Source organism: Clavibacter capsici (assembly GCF_001280205.1).
In the GTDB taxonomy this organism is placed as follows: domain Bacteria; phylum Actinomycetota; class Actinomycetes; order Actinomycetales; family Microbacteriaceae; genus Clavibacter; species Clavibacter capsici.
In genome coordinates, this window is the sequence record NZ_CP012573.1 from 1,455,144 (window position 1) to 1,478,960 (window position 23,817).

Annotated in this window: 17 protein-coding genes and 2 tRNA genes; 9 read left to right on the plus strand and 10 right to left on the minus strand. The window is 73.0% G+C overall.

The features are described 5' to 3' along the window. Window positions 1–37 precede the first annotated feature (37 nt). Window positions 38–2,581 carry an aminopeptidase N gene (gene pepN / locus AES38_RS06900; RefSeq protein WP_053774346.1) on the minus strand — a complete coding sequence of 848 codons (2,544 nt, stop codon included), beginning with the start codon at window positions 2,579–2,581 and terminating at the stop codon, window positions 38–40. 153 nt (window positions 2,582–2,734) lie between these two features. Here pepN and AES38_RS06905 point away from each other — a divergent pair, with 153 nt between their 5' ends. From AES38_RS06905 to AES38_RS06915, 3 genes are all read left to right on the plus strand, one after another. Then, window positions 2,735–3,361, plus strand: a complete 627-nt coding sequence (locus AES38_RS06905) for a mycothiol-dependent nitroreductase Rv2466c family protein (RefSeq protein WP_053774347.1) — start codon at window positions 2,735–2,737, stop codon at window positions 3,359–3,361. Between the two features lie 114 nt (window positions 3,362–3,475). Continuing rightward, window positions 3,476–3,964, plus strand: a complete 489-nt coding sequence (locus tag AES38_RS06910; protein ID WP_053774348.1) for a ribose-5-phosphate isomerase — start codon at window positions 3,476–3,478, stop codon at window positions 3,962–3,964. Between the two features lie 6 nt (window positions 3,965–3,970). After that, a complete protein-coding gene (locus AES38_RS06915) occupies window positions 3,971–4,960 on the plus strand; it encodes an Fpg/Nei family DNA glycosylase (protein ID WP_053774349.1) in 990 nt (329 codons plus the stop codon). 80 nt (window positions 4,961–5,040) lie between these two features. Here AES38_RS06915 and AES38_RS06920 read toward each other — a convergent pair whose 3' ends face one another. The 4 genes from AES38_RS06920 to AES38_RS06930 all read right to left on the minus strand — a co-directional run bounded on the left by AES38_RS06920 (window position 5,041) and on the right by AES38_RS06930 (window position 11,404). Beyond that, window positions 5,041–5,526: a Dps family protein gene (locus AES38_RS06920; protein ID WP_053774350.1), complete on the minus strand. Its 486-nt coding sequence runs from the start codon at window positions 5,524–5,526 to the stop codon at window positions 5,041–5,043. A 144-nt stretch (window positions 5,527–5,670) separates the two neighbouring features. After that, window positions 5,671–7,833 (minus strand): SCO7613 C-terminal domain-containing membrane protein, encoded by a 2,163-nt coding sequence (locus AES38_RS16295; protein ID WP_081001859.1) that lies wholly within the window; start codon window positions 7,831–7,833, stop codon window positions 5,671–5,673. Then, window positions 7,806–11,171, minus strand: a complete 3,366-nt coding sequence (locus AES38_RS16300; RefSeq protein WP_081001860.1) for a hypothetical protein — start codon at window positions 11,169–11,171, stop codon at window positions 7,806–7,808. The genes AES38_RS16295 and AES38_RS16300 overlap by 28 nt, the downstream gene beginning before the upstream one ends. Before the next feature lie 159 nt (window positions 11,172–11,330). Next, a tRNA-Gly gene (locus AES38_RS06930) sits at window positions 11,331–11,404 on the minus strand. Window positions 11,405–11,596: 192 nt separating this feature from the next. On the opposite strand from AES38_RS06930, the gene AES38_RS06935 reads away from it, so the two are divergent. The 4 genes from AES38_RS06935 to AES38_RS06950 all read left to right on the plus strand — a co-directional run bounded on the left by AES38_RS06935 (window position 11,597) and on the right by AES38_RS06950 (window position 14,688). Then, window positions 11,597–11,672 (plus strand) — tRNA-Pro (locus AES38_RS06935). A 65-nt stretch (window positions 11,673–11,737) separates the two neighbouring features. Beyond that, entirely contained in the window at window positions 11,738–13,183 is a 1,446-nt protein-coding gene (gene tig, locus AES38_RS06940) for a trigger factor (RefSeq protein ID WP_053774351.1), read from the plus strand. Between the two features lie 200 nt (window positions 13,184–13,383). After that, a complete protein-coding gene (locus AES38_RS06945) occupies window positions 13,384–13,971 on the plus strand; it encodes an ATP-dependent Clp protease proteolytic subunit (protein ID WP_012038150.1) in 588 nt (195 codons plus the stop codon). A gap of 36 nt (window positions 13,972–14,007) precedes the next feature. Continuing rightward, window positions 14,008–14,688, plus strand: coding sequence for an ATP-dependent Clp protease proteolytic subunit (locus AES38_RS06950; RefSeq protein ID WP_012038151.1), 681 nt, complete (start codon window positions 14,008–14,010; stop codon window positions 14,686–14,688). 65 nt (window positions 14,689–14,753) lie between these two features. Here AES38_RS06950 and sfnG read toward each other — a convergent pair whose 3' ends face one another. After that, a complete protein-coding gene (gene sfnG / locus AES38_RS06955) occupies window positions 14,754–15,896 on the minus strand; it encodes a dimethylsulfone monooxygenase SfnG (RefSeq protein WP_053774352.1) in 1,143 nt (380 codons plus the stop codon). Window positions 15,897–16,048: 152 nt separating this feature from the next. Between sfnG and clpX the strand changes: the two genes are divergently transcribed. Beyond that, entirely contained in the window at window positions 16,049–17,329 is a 1,281-nt protein-coding gene (gene clpX, locus AES38_RS06960) for an ATP-dependent Clp protease ATP-binding subunit ClpX (RefSeq protein WP_053774353.1), read from the plus strand. An 82-nt stretch (window positions 17,330–17,411) separates the two neighbouring features. On the opposite strand, the gene AES38_RS06965 is transcribed toward clpX, so the two are convergent. Then, window positions 17,412–19,475 (minus strand): M3 family metallopeptidase, encoded by a 2,064-nt coding sequence (locus AES38_RS06965; protein WP_053774354.1) that lies wholly within the window; start codon window positions 19,473–19,475, stop codon window positions 17,412–17,414. A 39-nt stretch (window positions 19,476–19,514) separates the two neighbouring features. On the opposite strand from AES38_RS06965, the gene AES38_RS06970 reads away from it, so the two are divergent. Then, a complete protein-coding gene (locus tag AES38_RS06970; RefSeq protein WP_053774355.1) occupies window positions 19,515–20,318 on the plus strand; it encodes a methyltransferase domain-containing protein in 804 nt (267 codons plus the stop codon). A 75-nt stretch (window positions 20,319–20,393) separates the two neighbouring features. On the opposite strand, the gene AES38_RS06975 is transcribed toward AES38_RS06970, so the two are convergent. The 3 genes from AES38_RS06975 to valS are packed head-to-tail and all read right to left on the minus strand — an operon-like array spanning window position 20,394 to window position 23,751. Then, window positions 20,394–20,657, minus strand: a complete 264-nt coding sequence (locus tag AES38_RS06975) for a hypothetical protein (RefSeq protein ID WP_053774356.1) — start codon at window positions 20,655–20,657, stop codon at window positions 20,394–20,396. Then, window positions 20,657–21,109 (minus strand): GNAT family N-acetyltransferase, encoded by a 453-nt coding sequence (locus AES38_RS06980; protein ID WP_053774357.1) that lies wholly within the window; start codon window positions 21,107–21,109, stop codon window positions 20,657–20,659. The genes AES38_RS06975 and AES38_RS06980 overlap by 1 nt, the downstream gene beginning before the upstream one ends. Continuing rightward, entirely contained in the window at window positions 21,106–23,751 is a 2,646-nt protein-coding gene (gene valS / locus AES38_RS06985) for a valine--tRNA ligase (protein WP_053774358.1), read from the minus strand. The genes AES38_RS06980 and valS overlap by 4 nt, the downstream gene beginning before the upstream one ends. Between the last annotated feature and the right edge of the window lie 66 nt (window positions 23,752–23,817).

Below are 23,817 nucleotides of genomic sequence, written 5' to 3' on the forward strand. Positions count from 1 at the left end.
CCGTCCCCCTCGGGTGATGCGGGTGATGCGGGTGGCGCTACTCGGCGTCCTTCGCCTGCGCCCGGAGCGCGCGCTCCACGCCCGACAGCAGCTCGCTGACGAGGCGACGGAGCGCCGGCGGCTCGGGGTTGGCGTCGAGCCAGGCGACGGTCGCGTCGCGGAGCTCCTCGTCCGCGAGCGGCGAGGGGTAGAAGCCGCCGATGAGCGCCGCCGCGATGGCGTAGCTGCGCGACTCCCACACGCCCTGGAGCGCGTCGAAGTACGCCCCGACGTACGGGCGCAGCAGCTCGGTGTCGGCCGCACGGCGGAAGCCGAGGCCCGTGGTGCGGACGATGGTGTTCGGCTCGGTGTCGGCCTCCCACACGGACGCCCACGCGGCCTGCTTGCCCTCGGCCGTCGGCAGCGCGGCACGGGCCTGGGCGGCGGACTGCGCGCCCGTCGCCGTGCGGTCGGCCGCGAGGGCCCGGTCGATCTCCGCGGTGCCGGCGCGACCGCCCGCGACGAGCGCGGTCAGCAGCTCCCAGCGGAGGTCCGCGTCGACCTCGACGCCCTCGAGCGTCTCGGTGCCGTCGAGGAGCGCCTGCACGTGGTCGAGCTGCGCGGGCTCCTGGGCGACCTGCGCGAAGGTGCGCAGGAACTGGAACTGGTTGTCGGATCCGGGCGCCGCCTGCGCCGTGAGCGCCCACAGCTCGGACGCGACGGTCGCGAGCAGCTCGTCCCGGTGGTCGGGGGCCGAGTACGTGGTCGCCGCGACCGTGAGCTGCGCGAGCGCGTAGCGGAGGGCCGTGGACTCGTCCTCGGTGGCGACGTTGTCGAGCACGAGGCGCGCGTAGTCGCGGGCGCGGATCTCGCCGTCGCGCGTCGCGTCCCACACCGAGGCGAAGACCAGCGAGCGGGCGAGCGAGTCCTCGAACGCGGCCAGGTGGCGCATCGCGACCTCGAGCGAGGCGGGATCCAGCCGGACCTTCGCGTAGGTGAGGTCGTCGTCGTTGAGCAGCACGAGCGCGGGGCGCTGGCGGCCGACGAGCTCGGCGACCTGGGTGCGGTCGCCGTCGACGTCGAGCTCGAAGCGCTCGGTGCGCACGAGGTGGGCGTCGCGCAGCTCGTAGAAGCCGATCGCGAGGCGGTGCGGGCGGAGCGTCGGGTAGTCCTCCGCGGCCTCCTGCAGCACGGCGAACGACGTGATCACGCCGTCCTCGTCCGTCTCGATCTCGGGGCGCAGCGTGTTGACGCCCGAGGTCTTCAGCCACAGGTCGGTCCAGCGCTCCAGGTCGCGGCCGCTCGTGCCCTCGAGCTCGGAGGTGAAGTCGCGGAGGGTCGAGTTGCCGAACGCGTGACGCTGGAAGTACGCGGCGACGCCCGCGAGGAACTCGTCCTGGCCGACGTAGGCGACGAGCTGGCGGAGCACGGACGCGCCCTTGGCGTACGTGATGCCGTCGAAGTTGACCTGCACGTCCTCCAGGTCGTTGATGGTCGCGTACACGGGGTGCGTGCTCGGGAGCTGGTCCTGGTTGTAGGCCCAGGACTTCTCGCCCGCGTTGAACGTGGTCCAGGCGCCGGTCCACTCGGTGCCCTCGGCGGTGGCCAGGGTCGAGATGTAGGTCGCGAAGGACTCGTTGAGCCACAGGTCGTCCCACCACTTCATGGTGACGAGGTCGCCGAACCACATGTGCGCGAGCTCGTGCAGGATCGTCGTGACCCGGCGCTCCTTCACCGCGTCCGTGACCTTGGAGCGGAAGACGTAGCTCTCGACGAACGTGACCGCGCCCGCGTTCTCCATCGCGCCGGCGTTGAACTCGGGGACGAAGAGCTGGTCGTACTTGGGGAACGGGTACGGGTACTCGAAGCGCTCCTCGTAGAACGCGAAGCCCTCGCGGGTCTTCTCGAAGACGTAGTCGGCGTCGAGGTGCTCCATGAGCGACTTGCGGGCGAAGACGCCCAGCGGGATCGTGCGGCCGTCGCTCGAGGTGAGCTCGCTGCGGACGACGCCGTAGGGGCCCGCGATGAGCGCCGTGATGTAGCTCGACATGCGCAGCGTCGGCTCGAAGGTCCAGGTGGAGGCGCCGTCGGCGGCGGCCGTGGGCTCGGGCGTGGGGGAGTTCGAGACGACCTCCCAGTGCGACGGCGCGGTCACCGTGAAGCGGAAGACGGCCTTGAGGTCGGGCTGCTCGAACACCGCGAACATGCGGCGGGAGTCCGGCACCTCGAACTGCGAGTAGAGGTAGACCTCGTCGTCGACGGGATCCAGGAAGCGGTGCAGGCCCTCGCCCGTGTTCGTGTACACGGCGTCGGCGACGACCGTCAGCTCGTTCTCCTGCGCGAGGTCGTCGAGGCGGATGCGGACGCCGTCGCTGACGTCGGCCGGGTCGAGCTCGTGGCCGTTCAGGGTGACGGCGTGCACCGTGCGCGTGATCGCGTCGATGAAGGTGGACGCGCCCGCCGTGGCCGTGAAGCGCACGGTGGTGGTGGATCCGAACACCTCGGCTCCCCGGGTGAGGTCGAGCGTCACGGCGTACTCGGACACGTCGAGGAGCGCGGCGCGCTCCTCGGCCTCGACGCGGGTGAGGTTCTCTCCTGGCATGGTGCTCCTGCTCGTCCGTGAGGTGGGTGGGCCGTGCGTGCGGACCGCGCCTCGCGTGACGGGGATCGGGCGGTCGGGGACCGGGGATGCCGGGGCGGGAGCGGGGCCGCTTCAGGGCCGATCCTATTGCGTCGGCTGACCTAGGCTTGCGGCATGTCCGACGTTCAGAGCACCTCCCGCACCACCGCCGTCGAGTTCTGGTTCGACCCCTCCTGCCCCTGGGCGTGGATGACCTCCCGCTGGGTCGACGAGGTCGCCCGCCACCGCGACCTCGACATCACCTGGCGGGTCATGAGCCTCGCCGTCCTCAACGAGGACAAGGCCGACGACCCGAAGTTCGCGGAGTTCCTCCCGCGCGCGCTCCGCTTCACCCGGCTCGTCGCCGCCGTCGAGGCCGAGCACGGCGCCGAGCACGTCAAGCCGCTGTACGACGCGCTCGGGACGCGGATCCACCTCCGCGACCAGAAGGACGCCGACGTCGTCATCCCCGAGGTCCTCGCCGAGCTCGGCCTCCCCGCGGAGCTCGCCGAGACGAGCTGCACCGACCGCTACGACGAGCCCATGCGCGCCAGCCACTTCGACGGCATCGAGCGCGTCGGCCAGGACGTCGGCACCCCCGTCATCGCGGTCGACGGCGTCGCGTTCTTCGGGCCCGTCATCTCGCCCGCGCCGAAGGGCGAGGAGGCCGTGCGGCTGTGGGACGGCGTCGTCGCCGTCGCCGGCTACCCCGGCTTCTTCGAGATCAAGCGCTCGCGCACCGTGGGCCCGATCTTCGACTGACCCGTCCCCGTCGCGCACGCGGCGGCCGGGCGCCATGGGTGCCCGGCCGCCTCGCGCGCGGCTCGCCCGCGCCGCGGGCACGACGCCGCGACGCGCGGCAGGAGGAGTGCACCGATGCGCATCCACATCGCGACCGACCACGCGGGCCTCGACTTCTCGAGGTACCTCACCGACCACCTGACCGACGCCGGGCACGACGTCGTCGACCACGGACCGACCGCCTACGACGCGCTCGACGACTACCCGTCGTTCTGCATCCGCGCGGCCCGGGCCGTCGTCGCGGACCAGCGCGACGGCGCCACGGCGCTCGGCGTGGTGTTCGGCGGATCGGGCAACGGCGAGCAGATCGCGGCCAACAAGGTCGAGGGCGTGCGCGCGGCGCTCGTCTGGAACCTCTCGACCGCCGTGCTCGCGCGCCAGCACAACGACGCCAACGTGATCTCCATCGGCGCGCGCCAGCACACGGTCGAGGAGGCGACGGCCTTCATCGACGCCTTCATCGCCGAGCCGTTCTCCGGCGAGGAGCGGCATGCGCGCCGCATCGCGCAGCTCGCCGAGTACGAGACGACGGGGGCCATCGCCGGTCACCCCGTCACCGACTAGGCCGCCGTGCCCGAGGGGCATTCGATCCACCGGATCGCGAAGCAGTTCGAGGCGCACTTCGTGGGCGACGTCGTGCAGGCGTCGTCCCCGCAGGGCCGCTTCGCGGAGGGCGCCGCCGTGCTCGACGGCCGGCGGCTGGTCGCGGCGAAGGCCGTCGGCAAGCAGATGTTCCTCGAGTTCGACGGCGACGTCTGGCTCCGCGTGCACCTCGGCCTCTACGGCGCGTGGGACTTCGCCGGAGACGTCACGACGCTCAACCGGATGGGCCAGAACGGCATGCGCGGCGACGTCCCCGTCGACGACAGGGTCGACGACGCGCCCGTGGACTCCGACGCGGAGGACTCGCTCGCCAGCATCGGCGCGCCCCGTCGCGCGCGACTGCGGATGGCGGAGCAGGAGAAGGTGCACGACCCGTTCTCCGCCGAGGCGTGGCCGCCCGAGCCGGTGGGCCAGGTGCGCGTGCGCCTGCTCACCGAGCGCGCCGTGGCGGATCTCCGCGGTCCCACCGCGTGCGTCGTGGCGAGCCCCGAGGAGGTGCAGCAGGCCGTCGACAAGCTCGGCCCGGATCCCCTCGTCGACGGGGGCAGGCGCTCGGAGGACCGCTTCACGGCCACGGTGCGCAAGAAGCCGACGGCCATCGGCCTGCTCCTCATGGACCAGTCCGTGGTCAGCGGCATCGGCAACGTGTACCGGGCCGAGCTGCTGTTCCGCGCACGGCAGAACCCGCACACGCCGGGGCGCGCCGTGCCCGAGGACGTCGTGCGCGGCCTGTGGAGGGACTGGTCGAAGCTCCTGCGGAAGGGCGTTGAGGTGGGCCAGATGATGACCATGGACGGCCTCCGCGGCAAGAAGCTCGAGGCCGCGCTCCGCAACCGCGCGGACCGGCACTGGGTCTACCACCGCGAGGGGCTGCCGTGCCGCGTGTGCGGCACGAACATCGTGATGGAGGAGGCGGCGGGCCGGAAGCTGTACTGGTGCCCGTACTGCCAGGCGTGATGCTCCGGTGAACCGCGGAGGGGCACGGATCCGATCGGATCCGGGCCCCTCGACCGTCGCGGCGGATGCTGCGGCCGGTGCTACTCGCTGATGTGGGCGAAGAGGAACCAGCGGTCCTTCTCGAGCCCGCGGGCGATCTCGATGGCGACGTCCTGGCTGTTGACGTCGATCTCGCCGAGCTCCTGCACGGCGCGGTTCACGAGCTCCATCGTCGCGTCGATCTGCGCGATGACCTCGGCGATCGTCGCGCTCGACTGGCGGAAGCCGGGGGTGAGGGGCGCCGTGGTGGTCGAGGCGGCGACCGTCTCGATGCGGGCGTCGACGGGCAGGCCGAGGGCGACGACGCGCTCGGCGGCGGTGTCGGCCCAGTCCTGCGCGTGGGAGACCAGGACGTCGAGGAACTCGTGGACGCCGATGAAGTTGGCGCCGCGGACGTGCCAGTGCGCCTGCTTGCCGTTGACGGCGAGGGCCTGGAGGTTGACGGCGACGGGGCTGAGGAACTGCGCGACGCCGGCGGCGACGTCGGCGGATGCGGAGCTGGTGGGGACGTGGACGGTGTCGGTCATGGGTTCTCTCCTCGAGCGTCGGATGACGGTCTGCGGGCTGCGGACGATGCCGTCAATCTCGCGCATCCCGCCGCCGCCCGCAAGCAAGCTGAGGCATGGCTTACCGGTCGGCGGCGCGGATCCACGGGCATCGGCGGAGCGCGCTCACCGGAGCGCCGAGACGCGGGCCGCCACCTCCTTGACGTCGCGGATCCGCCGCTCGTACCGCGCCGCCACGGCGATGAGCACGACGCCGCCGACTCCCGCCCATGCCCACCAGGGGACGGTGGCGGAGGCCTCCCGGATCCACGGCCACAGCTGCGCGACCGCGTGCACCAGCAGGACGCCTGCGCCGATGAGGAAGGGCGCGCGGAGCCTCAGCCGCGCACCGGCGAGCAGGGTCGCGAGCGCGAGGATCCCGAGGCCCACGATGCGCCAGGCGGGGCTGGGGCCGAGGTCGGCGAGGAGCGGCGGGACGAGCAGGACGAGGAGTCCCGGGCCCAGGTGCCGCATGCTGCCGGCCGATGCATCGCGGACCAGGCGCCGCGAGCCGACGACGAGGAGCGCCGCGGCGATCGGCACCGTGACCGTCTCGACCGGGTCCGCCGAGCCCGTGAGGACGAGGACGGCGGCGACCAGCCCGCCGACGACGAGCGCCGCGAGGGCGAGGACGCGGTCCTGCAGCGGGGGAGCGGCGCCGGGCCCATCGGTCGGGCGTGCGTCCACCGTGCTCGCCGTCGCGGGCGCCGCTGCCGACGCGTCCGCCGCGGCCGTCACGAGCGGGGGCGAGCAGGCGACGTGGAGCGCGGCGATCAGGGTGACCAGGAGGGCCGAGCGCAGGCCGACCCCGTCCATCGACTCGGCGTGGGCGCGGAGGATCCCGGCTGTCCCCACCGCGCCCGCGCCCACGAGCGCGACGAGCGCGACGATGCGGGGCGCGGCGTGGAGCAGGGCGTCGGCGGATCCGCGGATCCCGTTCGCCGCGCTCCCCCCTGCGTCCGACTTCCCGGCGGTGCCGGTCGATGCGACCGGCGAGGCGCCTGCGGCCCCGCTGCTGCCGGTGCGGCCCGACGGGCGGGCGGGCATCAGGGCGACGGCGAGCACGAGGACGACAGCCGCGGTGAGCGTCCAGAGGTCCGTGCGTCCGAACGTCGCCGGCTCGTATGCGTCGAGCTGGGCGACTGCGCGCCCGAAGCCGACGACAGGGACGGCGATACCGGCCGCCGCTCCCGTCGCGAGGAGGAGCCACCCCGTCGGGGATGCGGCGTCCGAGCGACGCAGAGCGGCCGCGGCGAGGAGCAGGACGGCGCCGGCGGCGGCGCCGAGCACCAGGGCGCGGACGGGCGTCCCGGTCCAGGACGCGACGGCCGTGGGCAGGGACGCGAGGAGCAGGGCGCCGAGGAGGACGGGCGCCGCGCCGGATGCCCGAGGCGCGACAGGACGCCGTCGACCGGGCAGTCCGCGGTGGAGGAGCGCGGCCACGATGAGCAGCACCCCCGCTGGCGGGAGGACGTACGGCTCGACCGCGTCGACGCGGCCTCGGCCGAGCGCGACCCACAGGGCGGCGGAGCCGAGAGCGAGGGCGACCCAGCCGACGTGGCGCCGCATGCGCGACCCCGGGCCCGAGGACACGAGGAGCGCGGTCACGCCCGACAGGAGGAGGGCGACGGGGAGCCCGGCCGCGTCGGAGGCCGCGCCGACCACGACGGTGCCGACCACGAGCACGCCCGCCCCGGCATCGGCGGCGTGCCGCAGGATGCGGTCGGCCGGACTCGACGCGGATGCCGGGACGGGGTCCGGAGCCCGGTTCCGGAGCCGGTCGGCGGCACCGACCGCGGCGGCGAGCACGGCGACGATCGCCGGTACGGCGAGCGCGGCGGGCTCCAGGGCCGTGTAGCCGCCGCGCCAGGCGAGCAGCGCCACCACCACGGCACCGAGCAGGGCGACCGCTGCGCATGCGGCGAGCACTCGCCGGTGCACGGACCGGAGCACGAGGAGCACCCCGGCTCCCGCGACGAGCGACACGCTCCCGACGAGAGGCCGGACGACGCCGTCGCCGACGCCCACCGACGCGAGCATCACGACGCTCACGAGCGCGGTGGTCGCCATCCAGGCGGATGCGGCGACGCGGGCGTCCTCCGGGCCGCGGGAGCCGCGGAGGACGAGGGCCCCGATCCCGATGAGGAGGACCGCCGTGATCGTCAGCTGCAGGTCGACGACCGGCGTCCGGTCGACGAGGCCGCCCGCGAGGCGGAGCGCTCGGACGCCGCCCACGGCCAGGATCCCGCTGCCGCCGCCGATCACGACCGCCCGCACCAGCGGGCGCACGGGGACGCCACGCGACGCAGGGCGGCGGCCGCCGTGAGCGCGAGGGCCGCGCAGATGTCGATGAGGAGGGTTGGCCGGAGCACGTCGTCGGGGCGACCCACGGCGGCGAGCGGCAGCACTACCGTCAGCATGCCCGCGAGGGTGAGCGCCGTGACACCACGCCGGACGCGCGGCCCGGCCGGTGACGTCGTCCCTTCGTCGTCGACCCGGACCGCCGCGCGATGCATGAGCGCCGCCACCAGGAGCAGGGTGCCCGCGACGGGCAGCCAGTAGGCCTCGGGCGTGGTCGCGCCGACCGCGAGCAGCCGTGACCACAGCGCCGCGATCCCCGCACCGAGCGCCGTCCAGCCCCACGCGCGGCGGGCGCTGCGGGACACGAGCAGCCCGTCGTGGGCGTACGAGAGGACGAGGGCCGTGGCGGCCAGGACGAGCAGCGGGATCCACAGGAGCTCGCGCCCCGCGCGCGACGGGTCGAAGGTGACGGCCGCGAGCAGCGCCCCGCCCGCCACGACGACCGCACCGACGTCGAGGGCGACGCGCAGCGCGGGGGAGACCTGCCGGTACGCGAGCAGGGCGGCCGTGACGACGAGGAGCGCGACCCCGGCGGGGACCGCCCCGTGGGGCGTGGCGCCGCGCTCGACGAGGGCGCCGGCGGTGAGGACCGCGAGCAGCAGCGCCGGGGCGACGAGGCCCGCGGTCGTGAGCCGCCATCGGCGGAGCGCCGTGCTCCCGGCGGGTCGCGGGGCGCCGGACTGCTCGTCCGGGCGGGGCGCACGCGCAGGGAGGGCGACGCGCCGGACGCCGCCGACGGTCCACGCGACGAGGCCGGCGACGAGCGCGACCTGCGCGGCGATGGACCAGACGGGCGGTCCCGTGAGGACGCCGCCCACGCGATCCGCCCCGACGATCGCGACGACGAGCGACATGGCGCCTGCCGGAAGCAGGACGGTCGCGAGCAGGGCGCGTCGTCGCACCCCTGGATGCCGAGGGAGGACGCCGGAGACGAGGACGGTCAGCGCGGAGCTCAGCAGGAGGAGCACGACGGGATCCGCGGCACCGTCGAGGGTGCTCGACGAGGGCGTGGCCCCGATGACGCGCGCGTCGACGAGGGACGGGGCGAGGCCCCCCGCGGCGACGAGGCCCGCCAGCGCGGCTCCCGCCGTGGCGAGGCGTGCGGTGTCGTCGGTCCGCGCGGTCCGGGATGCGACGACGAGGAGCAGGACGACGAGCGGGGTGATCGCCCACCAGGTGCCCGTGCTCGCCCAGGAGGCGGCCCAGGCCAGCGCACCGGCCGCGAGCGACAGCGCCACGAGCGGGGCCGCCGGGACGAGCGACGTGCGGGCGGGCGGGGCGGGGACGACGGCGGGGGACTCGGACCCCGTGGGCACCGGTGCGGACGGAGCGCCCGGCGTGCCCTCGTCGAGGCGCGTTTCGGCCTGCGCGTCCGCATCGCCCGGAACGAGGAGCGCATCGTCGCCGTCTTGCGGGACGAGCGCTCGACCCCGCGGGGAGAGCCGCCAGGCGAGCGCACCCGCGGAGACGAGGAGGTACGCACCCGCCACCATGGCGATGGGTCCGAGCGCGGGGATCGCGGCGACCAGCGTCGCGGCCCCGGCCCACGCGAGGAGCGCTCGGCGCTCCCGCAGTCGGCGTGCGGCGTGGGCGGCGGCGATCGCGAGGATCCAGACCGCGACGAGACCGAGCGCCGCCGCTCGGACGTCGCCGGGGAGATCGGCGATGTCGCTCGTCCGACCCAGGACGACGGCATCGTCGAGCGGACCCCGCCCCCATGGCGGCAGGCCGACGACGAGCGCGGCCGTGATGCCACCGAGGGCCGCGACCGCGGCGGGCAGGCCGGCGATGATCGCCACGACGAGGGCGGACACGGCCGCGACCCGGGCCGTGCCGGCGACGAGGGGCTCGTGCAGGCGGCGCGCGGCCACGTCGAGGGCGGCCGCGACGAGGGCGGCGGCCACGAGCTGCGCGCAGAACGTGAGGAGCGCGGGTCCGCCCGCGAGGGCCGTCACCGGGAGGGCGGCGGCCGCCCCGACGCCGGCGACCGCGGCGGCGAGCACCCGCAGCGGATCCGAGGCGGACGCGACCGCGTCGGTCATCGCGGGTCCCGCGTCGGTCACGATCCCCGGGGTCTCGTCGACCGGCCGGGGCAGGTCGGCCTCGGACGTCGGCCATGCCGCATGGGCGTCGTCGTGTCCGCGGTCGGCGCGGGACGCCGGTCGCGCGAGCGCCCAGGCGTGCGCGCCGCTGGCGACGGCCGCGACCAGGAGCGGGAGCGCAGGGACGGCGTCGGGGTCGACGGCGCTGGCGGCGCCGGCCACGACCGCCGCCGTGGCGCTCACGACGCCGACCGCGCGGAGGATCCGACGCTCGAGGGCGTCGGGCAGCGCTGTGGCACCCGAGCGCGGAGCCGCGTGCACGAGGGCCACGGCGGACGCGGCGGCCAGGGCGAGCGCGGTGCGGGTCCCGGCATCGGCCGAGGGGATGGCGCCCACCAGCAGACCGGCGGCGACGCTCAGCCCGGCCCAGCCCGCGATGCCCGCCACGCGGATCCGCAGCAGGGGTCGGAGGGCGAGGAGCCCGGCCGACACCACGAGCGTGCCGAGGCCGAAGTGGAGGAACGGGTCGTTCGAGGCGGCGCCCGCCAGGTCGTAGGAGCGCACGGCCCAGACATCCAGGTGCAGCAGCACGATGCCGACCACGCCGACGGCCTCGGCCGTGCCGGGCAGTCGGCGCCGGGCCAGGATGCCCGCCGCCGCGAGCGCGGCGAGGGTGACGGACGCCGTGATGGCCGCGCGCACGACGAGCCCGTAGGTGACGAACGCGTAGACCACGTAGAAGACCGCGGCGACGGAGAGCAGCACCACGCCGATGGCGAGCAGCACGGCGGGGACGCTGATCCGGCGCCGAGGCGCCGCGGGCACCTCGGGCGCAGCGGGCACGGGCGGGTGGACCTCGACAGGCGGCTCCGGCCTGGCGGAGGGCACCGGCGCCGCCTCGACCGGCGCCGCCAGGTCGACGTCCGCGCCGGGATCCGCTGCCCGCGCGAGGACGGCCGCGTGCTCCTCGGCGGCGGCCGTGGACCACATCCGCATCGACGCGAGCAGCCGCTCGCGTTCCGCGATCGCCTCCACCACGCGCCGGGACGCGTCGAGGACGTCAGCCGCGTCGGGAGCGCGGACGTCGAGCCCGCAGCGCCCGCAGACGAGCGCGTCGAGGACGGCGAGGCAGGACGGGCACAGGTCGGTGCGGAGGAGGTCGTCCGGCCGCCCGGCCCAGGGCTGCGCGCCGATCCGTGATCCCCGTGCGTCGTCCTCGACCATGCAGCCCCCCGAGCTCGCCCATGCGGAAGCTCCCAGGCTATCCACGGAGAGGGACGCTACCGGTGCCGACGCTCACGACACGACGGGATGCCCCGATCGGGGGATGCCCGCGCTGCGCCGGAGGTGTGGAGGACGGGCGGCGAGAAGCGACGACCACGATGGAGGGGATGACGGGAATCGAACCCGCGTGATCAGTTTGGAAGACTGAGGCTCTACCATTGAGCTACATCCCCGCGACGCCGGCACCACCGCCCCCGAGGGGCCGTGCGCCGGATGCGCGGGATCCAGCGTAGCGCAGCCTCCCGCCGCCGGTGACCAGCGGCGGGCATGAGTCGGATAGGCTGTGCCACGGTCGGATCGGCTCCCGCGCGCCTGCACGTCAGGGGCGCACGGTGCCCGCCTCGACCGAGGGAATGCGTGGCAGCCGGGGCGTAGCGTAGTGGCTAGCGCGTCCGCTTTGGGAGCGGAAGACCGCAGGTTCGAGTCCTGTCGCCCCGACCACATCCCCGACGACGAAATGCCGTCTCAGCCGAGGCGCGTACCGCGATTACAGGAGAACTCCACACGTGAAGACCACGGTCGAAAAGCTGAGCCCCACGCGCGTCAAGCTCGCGATCTCTGCCACCCCCGAAGACCTGAAGCCGCACATCGACCACGCCTACGGCCACATCGCCGAGCAGGTCAACATCCCCGGCTTCCGCAAGGGCAAGGTGCCGCCCGCCATCATCGACCAGCGCGTCGGCCGCGAGGCCGTGCTGGAGCACGCGGTGAACGACGGCATGGACGGCTTCTACCAGGCCGCCGTCAAGGAGACGGACATCCGTCCCCTCGGCCGCCCCGAGGCCGACGTCAAGGAGTGGCCCGGCAAGGACCTCACCGGCGAGCTGCTCCTCGAGATCGAGGTCGACGTCCGCCCCGAGTTCGACCTCCCGTCCTACGAGGGCCTCGAGCTCACGGTGGACTCCGTCGAGGTCACCGACGACGAGGTCGGCACCGAGCTCGACTCCCTCCGCAGCCGCTTCGGCACGCTGATCACGGTGGACCGCCCCGCGAAGACGGGCGACTTCGTCCAGATCGACCTCACCGCCACGATCGCCGGCAACGCCGTCGACACCGCGAGCGGCATCTCCTACGAGCTCGGCTCCGGCGACCTCATCGACGGCATCGACGAGGCCCTCGAGTCCCTCACCGCCGGCGAGAGCACCACCTTCGAGTCGAAGCTGCTCGGCGGCGACAACGAGGGCGAGACGGCCGAGATCGCCGTCACCGTCCAGTCCGTCAAGGAGCGCGAGCTGCCCGAGGCCGACGACGACTTCGCGCAGATCGCCAGCGAGTTCGACACCATCGACGAGCTGCGCGCGGACCTCAAGGTCCAGGTCGGCAAGTCCAAGGTCTTCGGCCAGGTCACCCAGGCCCGCGACCAGATCGTCGACAAGCTCCTCGAGACCGTCGAGATCCCCGTGCCCGAGAAGCTCGTCGAGGACGAGGTGCACCGCCACCTCGAGAACGAGAACCGCCTCGAGGACGACGTGCACCGCGCCGAGGTCAAGGAGTCCAGCGAGAAGGCATTCCGCCAGCAGCTGCTCCTCGACGTCATCGCCGAGAAGGAGGAGCTGAAGGTCAGCCAGGACGAGCTGACCCAGTACCTCATCCAGGGCGCGCAGCAGTACAACATGGAGCCGAACGAGTTCGTCCAGGTGCTGCAGCAGAACAACCAGATCCCCGCCATGGTCGGCGAGGTCGCGCGCAACAAGGCCCTCGCGGTCGTGCTCGACAAGGCGCGCGTCGTCGACGCCGACGGCAAGGTCGTCGACGTGACCGAGTTCACGCAGCCGGTCGTGCGCGACGCGGACGCGGTGGACGCGGAGCCCGCCGCGGACGCGGACGCGGACGCCGTCGCCGCCGACGCCCCCGCGGAGGAGGCCGCCGAGGCGCCCGTCGCCGAGGAGAAGCCGAAGAAGAAGGCGGCGCCCAAGAAGAAGGCCGCCGAGAAGGCCGCCGACTCCGAGTAGTCGACACCCGTCGACCGCGCACCGCGGTCGGCACCACGAGGGCCCGGGGAGCTGATGCTCCCCGGGCCCTCGTGCGCGCGGCGGCTGCGCTCTCCGCCCGCGACGGCTCGGCTCTCCGCCCGCGGCGAACACGGGCATCGGCGCGGATCCGCTCCGATAGATTCATGACTCGAAGCGACGAATGAATGGGAGCTCGAACAATGGCCGAACCGACACTGGTACCCGGTGTTTTTGACCGACTGCTGAAGGACCGCATCATCTGGCTCGGATCCGAGGTCCGCGACGACAACGCGAACGAGATCTGCGCGAAGATCCTGCTGCTGGCGGCGGAGGATTCCGAGAAGGACATCTTCCTCTACATCAACTCGCCCGGCGGTTCCATCACCGCGGGGATGGCCATCTACGACACCATGCAGTTCGTCCCCAACGACATCGTCACCGTCGGGATCGGCATGGCCGCCTCGATGGGCCAGCTCCTCCTCACGAGCGGCACCAAGGGCAAGCGCTACATCACGCCGAACGCGCGCGTGCTGCTGCACCAGCCCCACGGCGGCTTCGGCGGCACGTCGAGCGACATCCAGACGCAGGCCCAGCTCATCCTCTCGATGAAGCAGCGCCTCGCCGAGATCACCGCGGGCCAGACCGGCAAGACGGCGGAGCAGATCAACGAGGACGGCGACCGCGACCGCTGGTTCACCGCGCAGGAGGCCCTCGAGTACGGCTTCGTCGACCACATCCGCGAGTCGGCGACCGACGTCGTCGGCGGCGGCGGCACCGAGACCTCCTAGAGCCCGCGACATTCGAGACAGGTAAGAGAAGAGAACATGGAACTCCCCACCTTCGGCGGCGCCCGCGGCGCCGGCTCCACCGCCACGAGCCCGTCGTCGCGGTACATCCTCCCCAGCTTCGAGGAGCGCACGGCCTACGGCTACAAGCGCCAGGACCCCTACGCCAAGCTCTTCGAGGACCGCATCATCTTCCTCGGCGTGCAGGTCGACGACGCGTCGGCCGACGACGTCATGGCGCAGCTGCTCGTGCTCGAGTCGATGGACCCCGACCGCGACATCGTCATGTACATCAACTCGCCCGGCGGCTCGTTCACGGCCATGACGGCGATCTACGACACCATGCAGTACGTGTCGCCGCAGATCCAGACGGTGTGCCTCGGCCAGGCGGCCTCGGCCGCGGCCGTGCTGCTCGCGGGCGGCGCGCCCGGCAAGCGCCTCGCGCTGCCGAACGCCCGCGTGCTGATCCACCAGCCCGCCACGGGCGAGTCGAGCGGCGGCCAGGCCTCCGACATCGAGATCCAGGCGGCGGAGATCATGCGCATGCGCTCCTGGCTCGAGGACACGCTCGCGAAGCACACCAACCGCGACCGCGACCAGATCAACCGCGACATCGAGCGCGACAAGATCCTCGGCGCGGACGAGGCCCTCGAGTACGGCCTCATCGACCAGGTGCTCACCTCGCGCAAGAACCTGACGGCGGCGATCCCCGCCCGCTAGGCCCGCACGGACGAGGAGGGGCGGTCGGCATCAGCCGACCGCCCCTCCGTCGTCCCCGCGGTGGATCAGGCCGCGGGCTCCTCCAGCTCGCCGCGCTCGATCGCCTCCCGCTCGAGCTCCCGCACGATGGGCAGCACCTCGGTGCCGAACCGCTCGATGTCCTCGAGGTAGTGCAGGAAGCCGAGGAGCAGCAGGTCCACCCCGCGCTTGCGGTACTCCACCATGCGGCGCGCGATCTGCTCCGGCGTGCCGATGAGGCCCGTGCGGAACCCGTCGTTGTACTGCACGAGGTCGCGGAAGGTGGAGTCGGACCACATGCCCTTGCCGTCGCCGGTGGAGGCCCCCGCCTGCTTCACCGCCTGCCGGAAGCCCTCGACGGCGTCGGGGTTCGCCTTCGCGATGATCTCCTCGAGGACGTCCTGGGCCTCCTGCTCCGTGTCGCGCGCGATGACGAAGCCGTTGAGGCCGAACCGGACGCGCTCGGTGCGGCCGGCCGCCCGGGCGGAGGCGAGGACGTCGCGTCGCTGCTCCTCGAAGCCCGCGAAGTCCTTGCCGTTGGAGAAGTACCAGTCGGTGACGCGCCCGCCCATCTCGCGGGCGTCCGTGCTGTTGCCGCCCATGAAGATCTCGGGGTGGGCGCGGCCGGGGACGGCGACGGGCGGCGGCTTGAGCGTGAAGTCGTGGATCCGGTAGAAGTCGCCCAGGTGCGTGAAGTCCTTCTCCGTCCAGAGGCCGCGGAGCACGCGGATGAACTCCTCGGTGCGGCGGTAGCGCTCCCCGTGCTCGAGCCACGGCTCGCCGAAGCCGACGAACTCGTCCTTGAGCCAGCCGGAGACGACGTTCACGGCGGCGCGGCCGTGCGACATGTGGTCGGCCGTGATGATCCACTTCGCCAGCACGCCCGGGTGCCAGAGGCCCGGGTGCACGGCGGCGATCACCTTGAGGCGCTCGGTGGCGAGCAGGAGGCCCAGCGAGAACGACGTCGACTCGTGCTGCTGGTCGGCGCCGTAGGAGGCGGCGTAGCGGACCTGGCTCAGCGCGTAGTCGAAGCCGTTCCGCTCGGCGAGCTGGGCGACGCGGACGTTGAAGTCGAAGTCGAAGTGGGTGCGCTGCTCGATGTCGCTCGTCACGAGGCCGCCCGAGACGTTCGGGACCCAGTAGGCGAAGGACAGCGCGTCGGGGGATGCGGTGGCGGTGTTCTCGGTCATGCGGACATGGTGGGGGCGGCCGCTGGGGCGCACCCCGAGTGTTGCGTCGTGTGACGGATGCCACGCGACGGGCCGTGCTCCCAGGCGTCCGGGCTATGTCCGACGCACGGGTTAGGCTCGTGGCACACCGCACGACTTCCGGGGAGGCATTCATGGCACGCATCGGCGAGAGCGCGGATCTGCTCAAGTGCTCCTTCTGCGGGAAGAGCCAGAAGCAGGTCCAGCAGCTGATCGCGGGACCGGGCGTCTACATCTGCGACGAGTGCGTGGAGCTCTGCAACGAGATCATCGAGGAGCGCCTGGCCGAGGCCAGCGAGGAGACGACCGGCGAGTTCGACCTCCCCAAGCCGAAGGAGATCTTCGGCTTCCTCGACGAGTACGTCATCGGGCAGGAGGCCGCGAAGCGCGCGCTGTCCGTCGCCGTGTACAACCACTACAAGCGCGTGCGCGCCGTCGGCACCATCGGCCCGGCCGAGACCGTGGGCGACGAGATCGAGATCGCGAAGAGCAACATCCTCCTCATCGGCCCCACCGGCTGCGGCAAGACCTACCTCGCGCAGACCCTCGCCAAGCGCCTCAACGTGCCGTTCGCCGTCGCCGACGCGACGGCGCTCACGGAGGCGGGCTACGTCGGCGAGGACGTGGAGAACATCCTCCTGAAGCTCATCCAGGCGGCCGACTACGACGTGAAGCGCGCCGAGACCGGCATCATCTACATCGACGAGGTCGACAAGATCGCGCGCAAGGCCGAGAACCCGAGCATCACGCGCGACGTGTCGGGTGAGGGCGTGCAGCAGGCGCTGCTGAAGATCCTCGAGGGCACGGTCGCCTCGGTGCCGCCGCAGGGCGGGCGCAAGCACCCGCACCAGGAGTTCATCCAGGTCGACACCACCAACGTGCTCTTCATCGTGGCCGGCGCGTTCGCCGGGCTCGAGGACATCATCAGCAGCCGCGCCGGCAAGAAGGGCATCGGCTTCGGCGCCCCGCTGCACCGCAAGGACGTGAACGCCGACGTGTTCGGCGAGGTGCTCCCGGAGGACCTGCACAAGTTCGGCCTGATCCCCGAGTTCATCGGCCGCCTGCCCGTGGTCACCACCGTCACGCAGCTCGACCAGCGGGCGCTCATGGAGATCCTCACGAAGCCCCGCAACGCGCTCGTGCGCCAGTACCAGCGCATGTTCGAGCTCGACGGCGTGGAGCTGGAGTTCGAGCAGGGAGCCCTGGAGGCCATCGCCGACCTCGCCGTGCTCCGGCAGACGGGTGCCCGCGGGCTCCGCGCCATCCTCGAGGAGGTGCTCGGGCCGATCATGTTCGACATCCCCTCGGACGACGAGGTGGGACGCGTGGTCATCACGCGCGAGTCGGTCGTGCAGAACGCGGCGCCCACCATCGTGCCCCGCGCCTCGATGCTCCGCGCGGAGAAGTCCGCCTGATCCCCGCCGGCACGACGCCGGTCCACGACGAGAGCGCCGCACCCCGGAAGGGGCGCGGCGCTCTCGTCGTGCGGGGGCCGGATCAGTCGGCGAGGCCCCGGCGCTCGAGGAGCGGCTCGATCACGGCGTCGCGCCCGCGGAAGTCCCGGTACGCCTCCAGGGGGTCCTTCGACCCGCCCACGCCGAGGAGCCGCGACCGGAACCGGTCGCCGTTCGCTCGCGTGAGGCCGCCGTTCTCGTGGAACCACTCCACGGTGTCGGCGTCGAGCACCTCGCTCCAGATGTACGAGTAGTAGCCCGCGTCGTAGCCGCCCGCGAACGTGTGCTGGAAGTAGCTCGACGCGTAGCGGGGGAGGACGCCCGGCACGTCGAGGCCGACGGCGGCGAGGGCGTCGGCCTGGAACGCGTCCACGTCCTCGACCACGTCGTCGACGCCGATGCGGTGCCACGCCTGGTCGAGGAGGGCCGCGCCCAGGTACTCGGAGGTGAGGAAGCCCTCGTTGAAGGCGCTCGACGCCTGGACCGCGGCGACGAGCTCGTCGGGCATGCGCTCGCCCGTCTCGTGGTGCACGGCGTAGGACGCGAGGACCTCCGGCCACAGCATCCACATCTCGTTCACCTGGCTGGGGAACTCGACGAAGTCGCGGAAGACGTTCGTGCCGGCGAAGCGCGGGTAGGTCACGCGGGCGAAGAGGCCGTGCAGGGCGTGGCCGAACTCGTGGAACAGCGTGTTCGTCTCGTCGTAGCTGAGGAGCGTGGGCTGACCCGCGGGCGGCTTCGGCACGTTGAGGTTGTTGAGCACGACCGTGGGCGTGTCGAGGAGGGCGCTCTGCGAGATGAGCGGGTTCATCCACGCGCCGCCGCGCTTCGAGTCGCGCGTGTGGAGGTCGAGCACGTAGAGGCCGACGGGGGAGCCGTCCTCGTCGCGGACCTCGAAGACGCGCGCGTCGGGGTGGTAGGCGACGATGTCGTCGCGCTCGGTGAAGGTGACGCCGTAGAGCGCGGTGGCGGCGCGGAAGACGCCGTCGCGGAGCACGCGGTCGGCCTCGAGGTAGGGGCGCATGCGCTCCGTGTCGACCGCGTAGCGCTCGGTGCGCACCTTCTCGCTGTAGAACGCCCAGTCCCAGGCGGCCAGCTCGAACGTGGGCTCGCCCTTCTCCTCCTGCGTCCGGTCGATCACGCGCTGCAGCTCGACGGCCTCGGCGCGCGCGTTGCGGGCGGCGGCCGGCGCGAGGCGGCCGAGCATGTCCGCGACGGCCTCCGGGGTCCGGGCCGTCTGGTCGGCGGTGACCGCGGCGGCGTGGCTCGGGAAGCCGAGGAGGGCCGCGCGCTCCGCGCGGAGCCGGGTGATCTCGAGCACCAGCGGGCGGTTGTCGTGCGCGTTCCCGCGGGCGCCGCGGGCGAGGGACGCCTCCATGATGCGCTGGCGGAGGCCCCGGTCCGTCAGCTGCGAGAGGTAGGGGTGCCCGGTGGGGAGCACCAGCGTGATGAGGTGCTTGCCGACGAGCCCGCGGTCGGCGGCGGCCTGCGCGGCGGCGGCGATCGCGCCGTCGCCCAGCCCGTCGAGCTCCGCGGCGTCGTCGACGACCACGGCGAGGTCGTTGGTGTCCTCGAGCAGGTTCGACTCGAATCGCGTGGTGAGGACGGAGAGGCGGCGGTTCAGGTCGCGCAGCCGGTCCTTCGCCGCGTCGTCGAGGCCGGCGCCGGCGATGGTGAACTCGGCGAGGTACCGTTCGACGAGGTAGACGGACTCGGCGTCGAGGCCCGACTCGTGTCGGGCGTCGTGCACGGCGCGGATCCGGGCGTACAGCCTGGCGTCGAGGCGGATCGCGTCCTCGTGGGCGGCGAGCTCCGGGGCGATCTCCGCGTCGAGGTCGCGCGTGAAGGGCGAGCTGTCGGCGGAGGAGAGGGTGAAGAAGACGTGGCTGACCCGGTCGAGCGTGCGGCCGGCGCGTTCGAGCGCGACCAGGGTGTTCTCGAACGTCGGCGGCTCGGTCTGCTCCGCGATGGCCGTCACCTCCGCGAGGTGCTCGGCGATGCCGGCCTCGAACGCGGGGCGGAAGTGCTCCTCGCGGATCTCGGCGAAGGGCGGCATGCCGTAGGGGAGGGTGCTCGGTTCGAGGAAGGGATTCGGGGGCGTCGTCATACTCCGAGCCTAGGCCGGGCGCCGACCTAGGCTCGGGGGGTGAACAGCGAGCGATACACCCACGGCCACCACGAGAGCGTCCTCCGCGTGCACAGCGCGCGGACCGTCCGGAACTCCGCCGCCTACCTCGAACCGCACCTGCGGGCGGGGCTCGACGTGCTCGACGTCGGGAGCGGCCCGGGCACCATCACGGTCGAGCTCGCCGACCTCGTCGCGCCCGGCCGCGTGGTCGGCCTCGACATGTCGGAGGACGTCGTGCGGCAGGCCGCGGAGCTGGCCGCGTCGCGCGGCACGGCGAACGTCGAGTTCGTCACCGGATCCGTGTACGAGCTGCCCTACGCCGACGCCTCCTTCGACGTCGTGCACGCGCACCAGGTGCTGCAGCACGTTTCGGATCCCGTCCGCGCCCTCGCCGAGATGCGGCGCGTGACGCGCCCCGGCGGGCTCGTGGCGGCGCGCGACGTCATCTACTCGAAGGTCGCGCTGCACCCGGAGACGGACGGCCTCCGGCTCTGGGCCGACGTGTACCTGCCCGTGCACCGGGCGAACGGCGGCGAGCCCGACGCGGGATCCCGCCTCAAGGCGTGGGCGCGCCAGGCCGGCTTCACGGAGATCACGTCGAGCGCGTCGGTGTGGTGCTTCTCCTCCGACGACGAGCGCGCCTGGTGGGGCGGCGCGTGGGCCGACCGCGCGGTCGCGTCGTCGTTCGCGGGCCAGGCCCTCGAGGGCGGGTTCGCGACCGACGACGACCTGCAGGTCATCCGCGCCGGATGGCAGGGCTGGGCCGCCGACGAGGACGGGTTCCTCGCGATGCCGCACGGGGAGATCCTCGCGCGACGCTGACCCGGTACCCGCACCGCACGGACGCGCCGACCCGAGGGCCGGCGCGTCCGTCATGCGGTCAGGCGGGGGAGCCCGTCAGTCGTCGAACGGGTCGTCGGTGCTCTCGCCCGGGATGGTGATGGTGGCGGCGTCCTCGATCGGGTCGTACCGGATCACCGTGCCGTCGTCGAGCTCGACCACGGGCTTGCGCTCGAGCCAGGTGAGCGTCCACCGCCACGCGGACGTGTCGGTCGCGAGCGCGACCACGTCCTTCTCGACGGTCTTCACCGCGAGGAGGACGACCTCGGGGAGCTCCGCCGGGGCGTCGCCGCCGACGGGCCAGCGCGTGCCGAGCTGCATCAGACGTCCTGCTCGTAGGTGACCCAGGTGGTGCGGCGGGCGACCCGGTCGTAGAGGCGCTGCGCGTCGGCGTTGTCCTCCGCGGTGATCCAGCGGAGCAGGCTCGCGCCGTCGCGGCGGGCGACGTCGGCCACCGCGGCGAGGAGCTGCTCGCCCACGCCCTGGCGGCGCGAGACCTCACGCACGTACAGGTCGTCGACCAGGAGGCCGTCGGTGCCGCGCGCGAGGCGGGAGAAGCGGTGGAAGTGGGCGAGGCCGACGAGGGCGCCCTCGTGGGCGTCGTCGACCGCGACGAGCGCGGAGCTGGCGTGGGAGTCGTCGATGAGGTGGCTCCAGGCGAGGACCGCGCTCTCGTCCGTCAGCTCGGTGCCGTAGAACTCGGCGTAGCCCGCGAACAGGTCGAACCAGGGGAAGAAGTCGCCGTCGCGGACGGGGCGGATCGAGATGGTCATGCGTCGGTCTCCTCGTGCTGCTCGGCGGTCGCGAGCGTGATGCGGGTGACGGCGGGGCCGTCCCCCTCGGTGAAGGTCAGGTCGGTGATGCGGCCCACGGCGCGGAGGTCCCGCGCCACGAGCTCGAGCGAGCGGATGTCCTCGGCGGACGCGGAGACGACGGCCTCGGCGACGGGCGTCTTCTGCGAGGCCTTGGCGTCCGTCTTCGCGCGGCGGATGCCGACGAGCGCGCGTCCGGCGAGGGCGAGCAGCCGCGGATCCGCCGTGCCGCCGGTGGCCGGCGCGTCCGGGGTCGGGGCGGTCGGCCAGGCGGCGGTGTGGATCGAGCCGTCGTGCGACCAGCTCCACGCCTCCTCGGCCGCGAACGGCACGAAGGGCGCGAACAGGCGCAGCAGCACGTCGAGGGCCTCGCGGAGCGCGGCGACCGCGGATCCCCGGTCGGCCGGGTCGGCGTCGGCCGAGTACGCGCGGTCCTTGACGAGCTCCAGGTAGTCGTCGCAGAAGGTCCAGAAGAAGCTCTCCGTGACCTCGAGGGCGCGCGCGTGGTCGTACTCCTCGAGCGCCGTGGTCGCGGTCTCGACGACCTCGGCGAGGGCGGCGAGCATGCCGACGTCGATGGCGTGCGTGGCCCGGGCGCCCTCCGGCGCCTCGAAGGACAGGATGAACTTCGCGGCGTTGAGGACCTTGATCGCGAGCCGGCGGCCGATCTTGATCTGCGTCGGGTTCTGCGGGTCCATCGCGGCGTCGACGCCGAGGCGGGCGGACGCGGCCCAGTAGCGCACCGCGTCGGAGCCGAACTGCTCGAGAGTGGCCGCCGGGGTCACGACGTTGCCCTTCGACTTCGACATCTTCTTGCGGTCGGGGTCGAGGATCCAGCCGGAGATCGCGGCCGTCCTCCACGGGGCGGCGCCGTGCTCGAGCTCGGCGCGCAGCACCGTGGAGAAGAGCCACGTGCGGATGATGTCCTGGCCCTGCGGGCGCATGGAGAACGGGAAGACGAGGTCGAACAGCTCCGGGTCGCGCTCCCAGCCGCCCGCGAGCTGCGGGGTGAGGGACGAGGTGGCCCAGGTGTCCATGACGTCGAGCTCGCCCTGGAAGCCGCCGGGGACGCCGCGCTGGTCCTCGGTGTAGCCGGGGGCGGGATCCGACGACGGGTCGACCGGCAGCTGGTCCTCGGTGGGCGTGATGGCCTTCTCGAACTCCGGGTTGCCGTCGGCGTCGAGCGGGTACCAGACGGGCAGCGGCACGCCGAAGAAGCGCTGGCGGGAGACGAGCCAGTCGCCGTTGAGGCCGCCGACCCAGTTCTCGTAGCGCACGCGCATGAAGTCGGGCACGAAGCCGATCTCGCGGCCGCGGGAGAGGAGGCCCTGGCGCAGCTCCTCGTCGCGCCCGCCGTTGCGGATGTACCACTGGCGGGTCGAGACGATCTCGAGGGGCTTGTCGCCCTTCTCGTAGAACTTGACGGGGTGGGTGATCTTGCGCGGCTCGCCGATCAGGTCGCCGGACTCCGTGAGGAGCTCGACCATGGCGGCCTTCGCGGAGAAGACGGTCTTGCCGGCGAGGGCGGCGTACGCCTCGCGGCCCGCCGCCGACGTGATGGCGGCGGGCGCCTCGGAGACGATGCGGCCGTCGAAGCCGACGATCGCGCGGTTCTCCAGCTGCAGCTCGCGCCACCAGACGACGTCGTTGAGGTCGCCGAAGGTGGAGACCATGGCGATGCCGGATCCCTTGTCGGGCTGCGCGAGGTGGTGCGCGAGCACGGGGACCTCGACGCCGAAGACGGGGGTCGTGACGGTGGTGCCGAACAGGCCCTGGTAGCGCTCGTCGTCGGGGTGCGCGACGAGGGCGACGCACGCGGCGAGGAGCTCGGGGCGCGTGGTGTCGATGATGACGTCGTCGCCGCCCGCGCGGTGGAAGGCGAGCCGGTGGTAGGCGCTCGGCTGCTCGCGGTCCTCGAGCTCGGCCTGCGCGACCGCGGTGCGGAAGGTCACGTCCCAGAGCGTGGGCGCGTCGGCCTGGTACGCCTCCCCGCGGGCGAGGTTGCGGAGGAAGGCGCGCTGCGACGCGACCTGCGCCTCGGCGCCGATGGTGCGGTAGCTCTGGCGCCAGTCGACGCTGAGGCCGAGGGTGCGGAAGAGGTCCTCGAACTGCTTCTCGTCCTCCTCGGTGAGGCGCTCGCACATCTCGATGAAGTTGCGGCGGGAGATGGGCTGCTGGTCGCCGGGCTTCGACGTGCCGCCGGTCTCCGCGGGCTGGTAGGCGGGGTCGTAGGGGAGCGTCGGGTCGCAGCGGACGCCGTAGAAGTTCTGCACGCGGCGCTCGGTGGGGAGCCCGTTGTCGTCCCAGCCGAGCGGGTAGAAGACGCTCTCGCCGCGCATCCGGCGGTAGCGGGCGATCACGTCGGTGTGCGTGTAGCTGAAGACGTGGCCGATGTGGAGGGATCCGCTCGCCGTGGGCGGCGGGGTGTCGATGGAGAAGACGGTGCCGGCGGCGGCCTCGTCGCGGCGGAAGTCGTACGTGCCGTCGGCCTGCCAGCGGCCGCCCCACTTGGCCTCGAGGCCCTCGAGGGCCGGCTTGTCGGGGACCCGGGCCACCTGGCCGGTCGCCTCCTGCGCGGTGTCCGGACGTCGATCGTCAGCCATGCGTGCTCCGGTTCCCTCGATGTGGACGGCACCGTGTCGATGGTGAGGTGCCTTCTGTGCGGGATC

Coding starts and splice junctions, on each gene's coding strand:
- pepN (WP_053774346.1), bottom strand. CDS start 2,581: ATGCCAGGAGAGAACCTCACCCGCGTCGAGGCCGAGGAGCGCGCCGCG.
- AES38_RS06905 (WP_053774347.1), top strand. CDS start 2,735: ATGTCCGACGTTCAGAGCACCTCCCGCACCACCGCCGTCGAGTTCTGG.
- AES38_RS06910 (WP_053774348.1), top strand. CDS start 3,476: ATGCGCATCCACATCGCGACCGACCACGCGGGCCTCGACTTCTCGAGG.
- AES38_RS06920 (WP_053774350.1), bottom strand. CDS start 5,526: ATGACCGACACCGTCCACGTCCCCACCAGCTCCGCATCCGCCGACGTC.
- AES38_RS16300 (WP_081001860.1), bottom strand. CDS start 11,171: ATGGTCGAGGACGACGCACGGGGATCACGGATCGGCGCGCAGCCCTGG.
- AES38_RS06945 (WP_012038150.1), top strand. CDS start 13,384: ATGGCCGAACCGACACTGGTACCCGGTGTTTTTGACCGACTGCTGAAG.
- AES38_RS06950 (WP_012038151.1), top strand. CDS start 14,008: ATGGAACTCCCCACCTTCGGCGGCGCCCGCGGCGCCGGCTCCACCGCC.
- sfnG (WP_053774352.1), bottom strand. CDS start 15,896: ATGACCGAGAACACCGCCACCGCATCCCCCGACGCGCTGTCCTTCGCC.
- clpX (WP_053774353.1), top strand. CDS start 16,049: ATGGCACGCATCGGCGAGAGCGCGGATCTGCTCAAGTGCTCCTTCTGC.
- AES38_RS06965 (WP_053774354.1), bottom strand. CDS start 19,475: ATGACGACGCCCCCGAATCCCTTCCTCGAACCGAGCACCCTCCCCTAC.
- AES38_RS06975 (WP_053774356.1), bottom strand. CDS start 20,657: ATGCAGCTCGGCACGCGCTGGCCCGTCGGCGGCGACGCCCCGGCGGAG.
- AES38_RS06980 (WP_053774357.1), bottom strand. CDS start 21,109: ATGACCATCTCGATCCGCCCCGTCCGCGACGGCGACTTCTTCCCCTGG.
- valS (WP_053774358.1), bottom strand. CDS start 23,751: ATGGCTGACGATCGACGTCCGGACACCGCGCAGGAGGCGACCGGCCAG.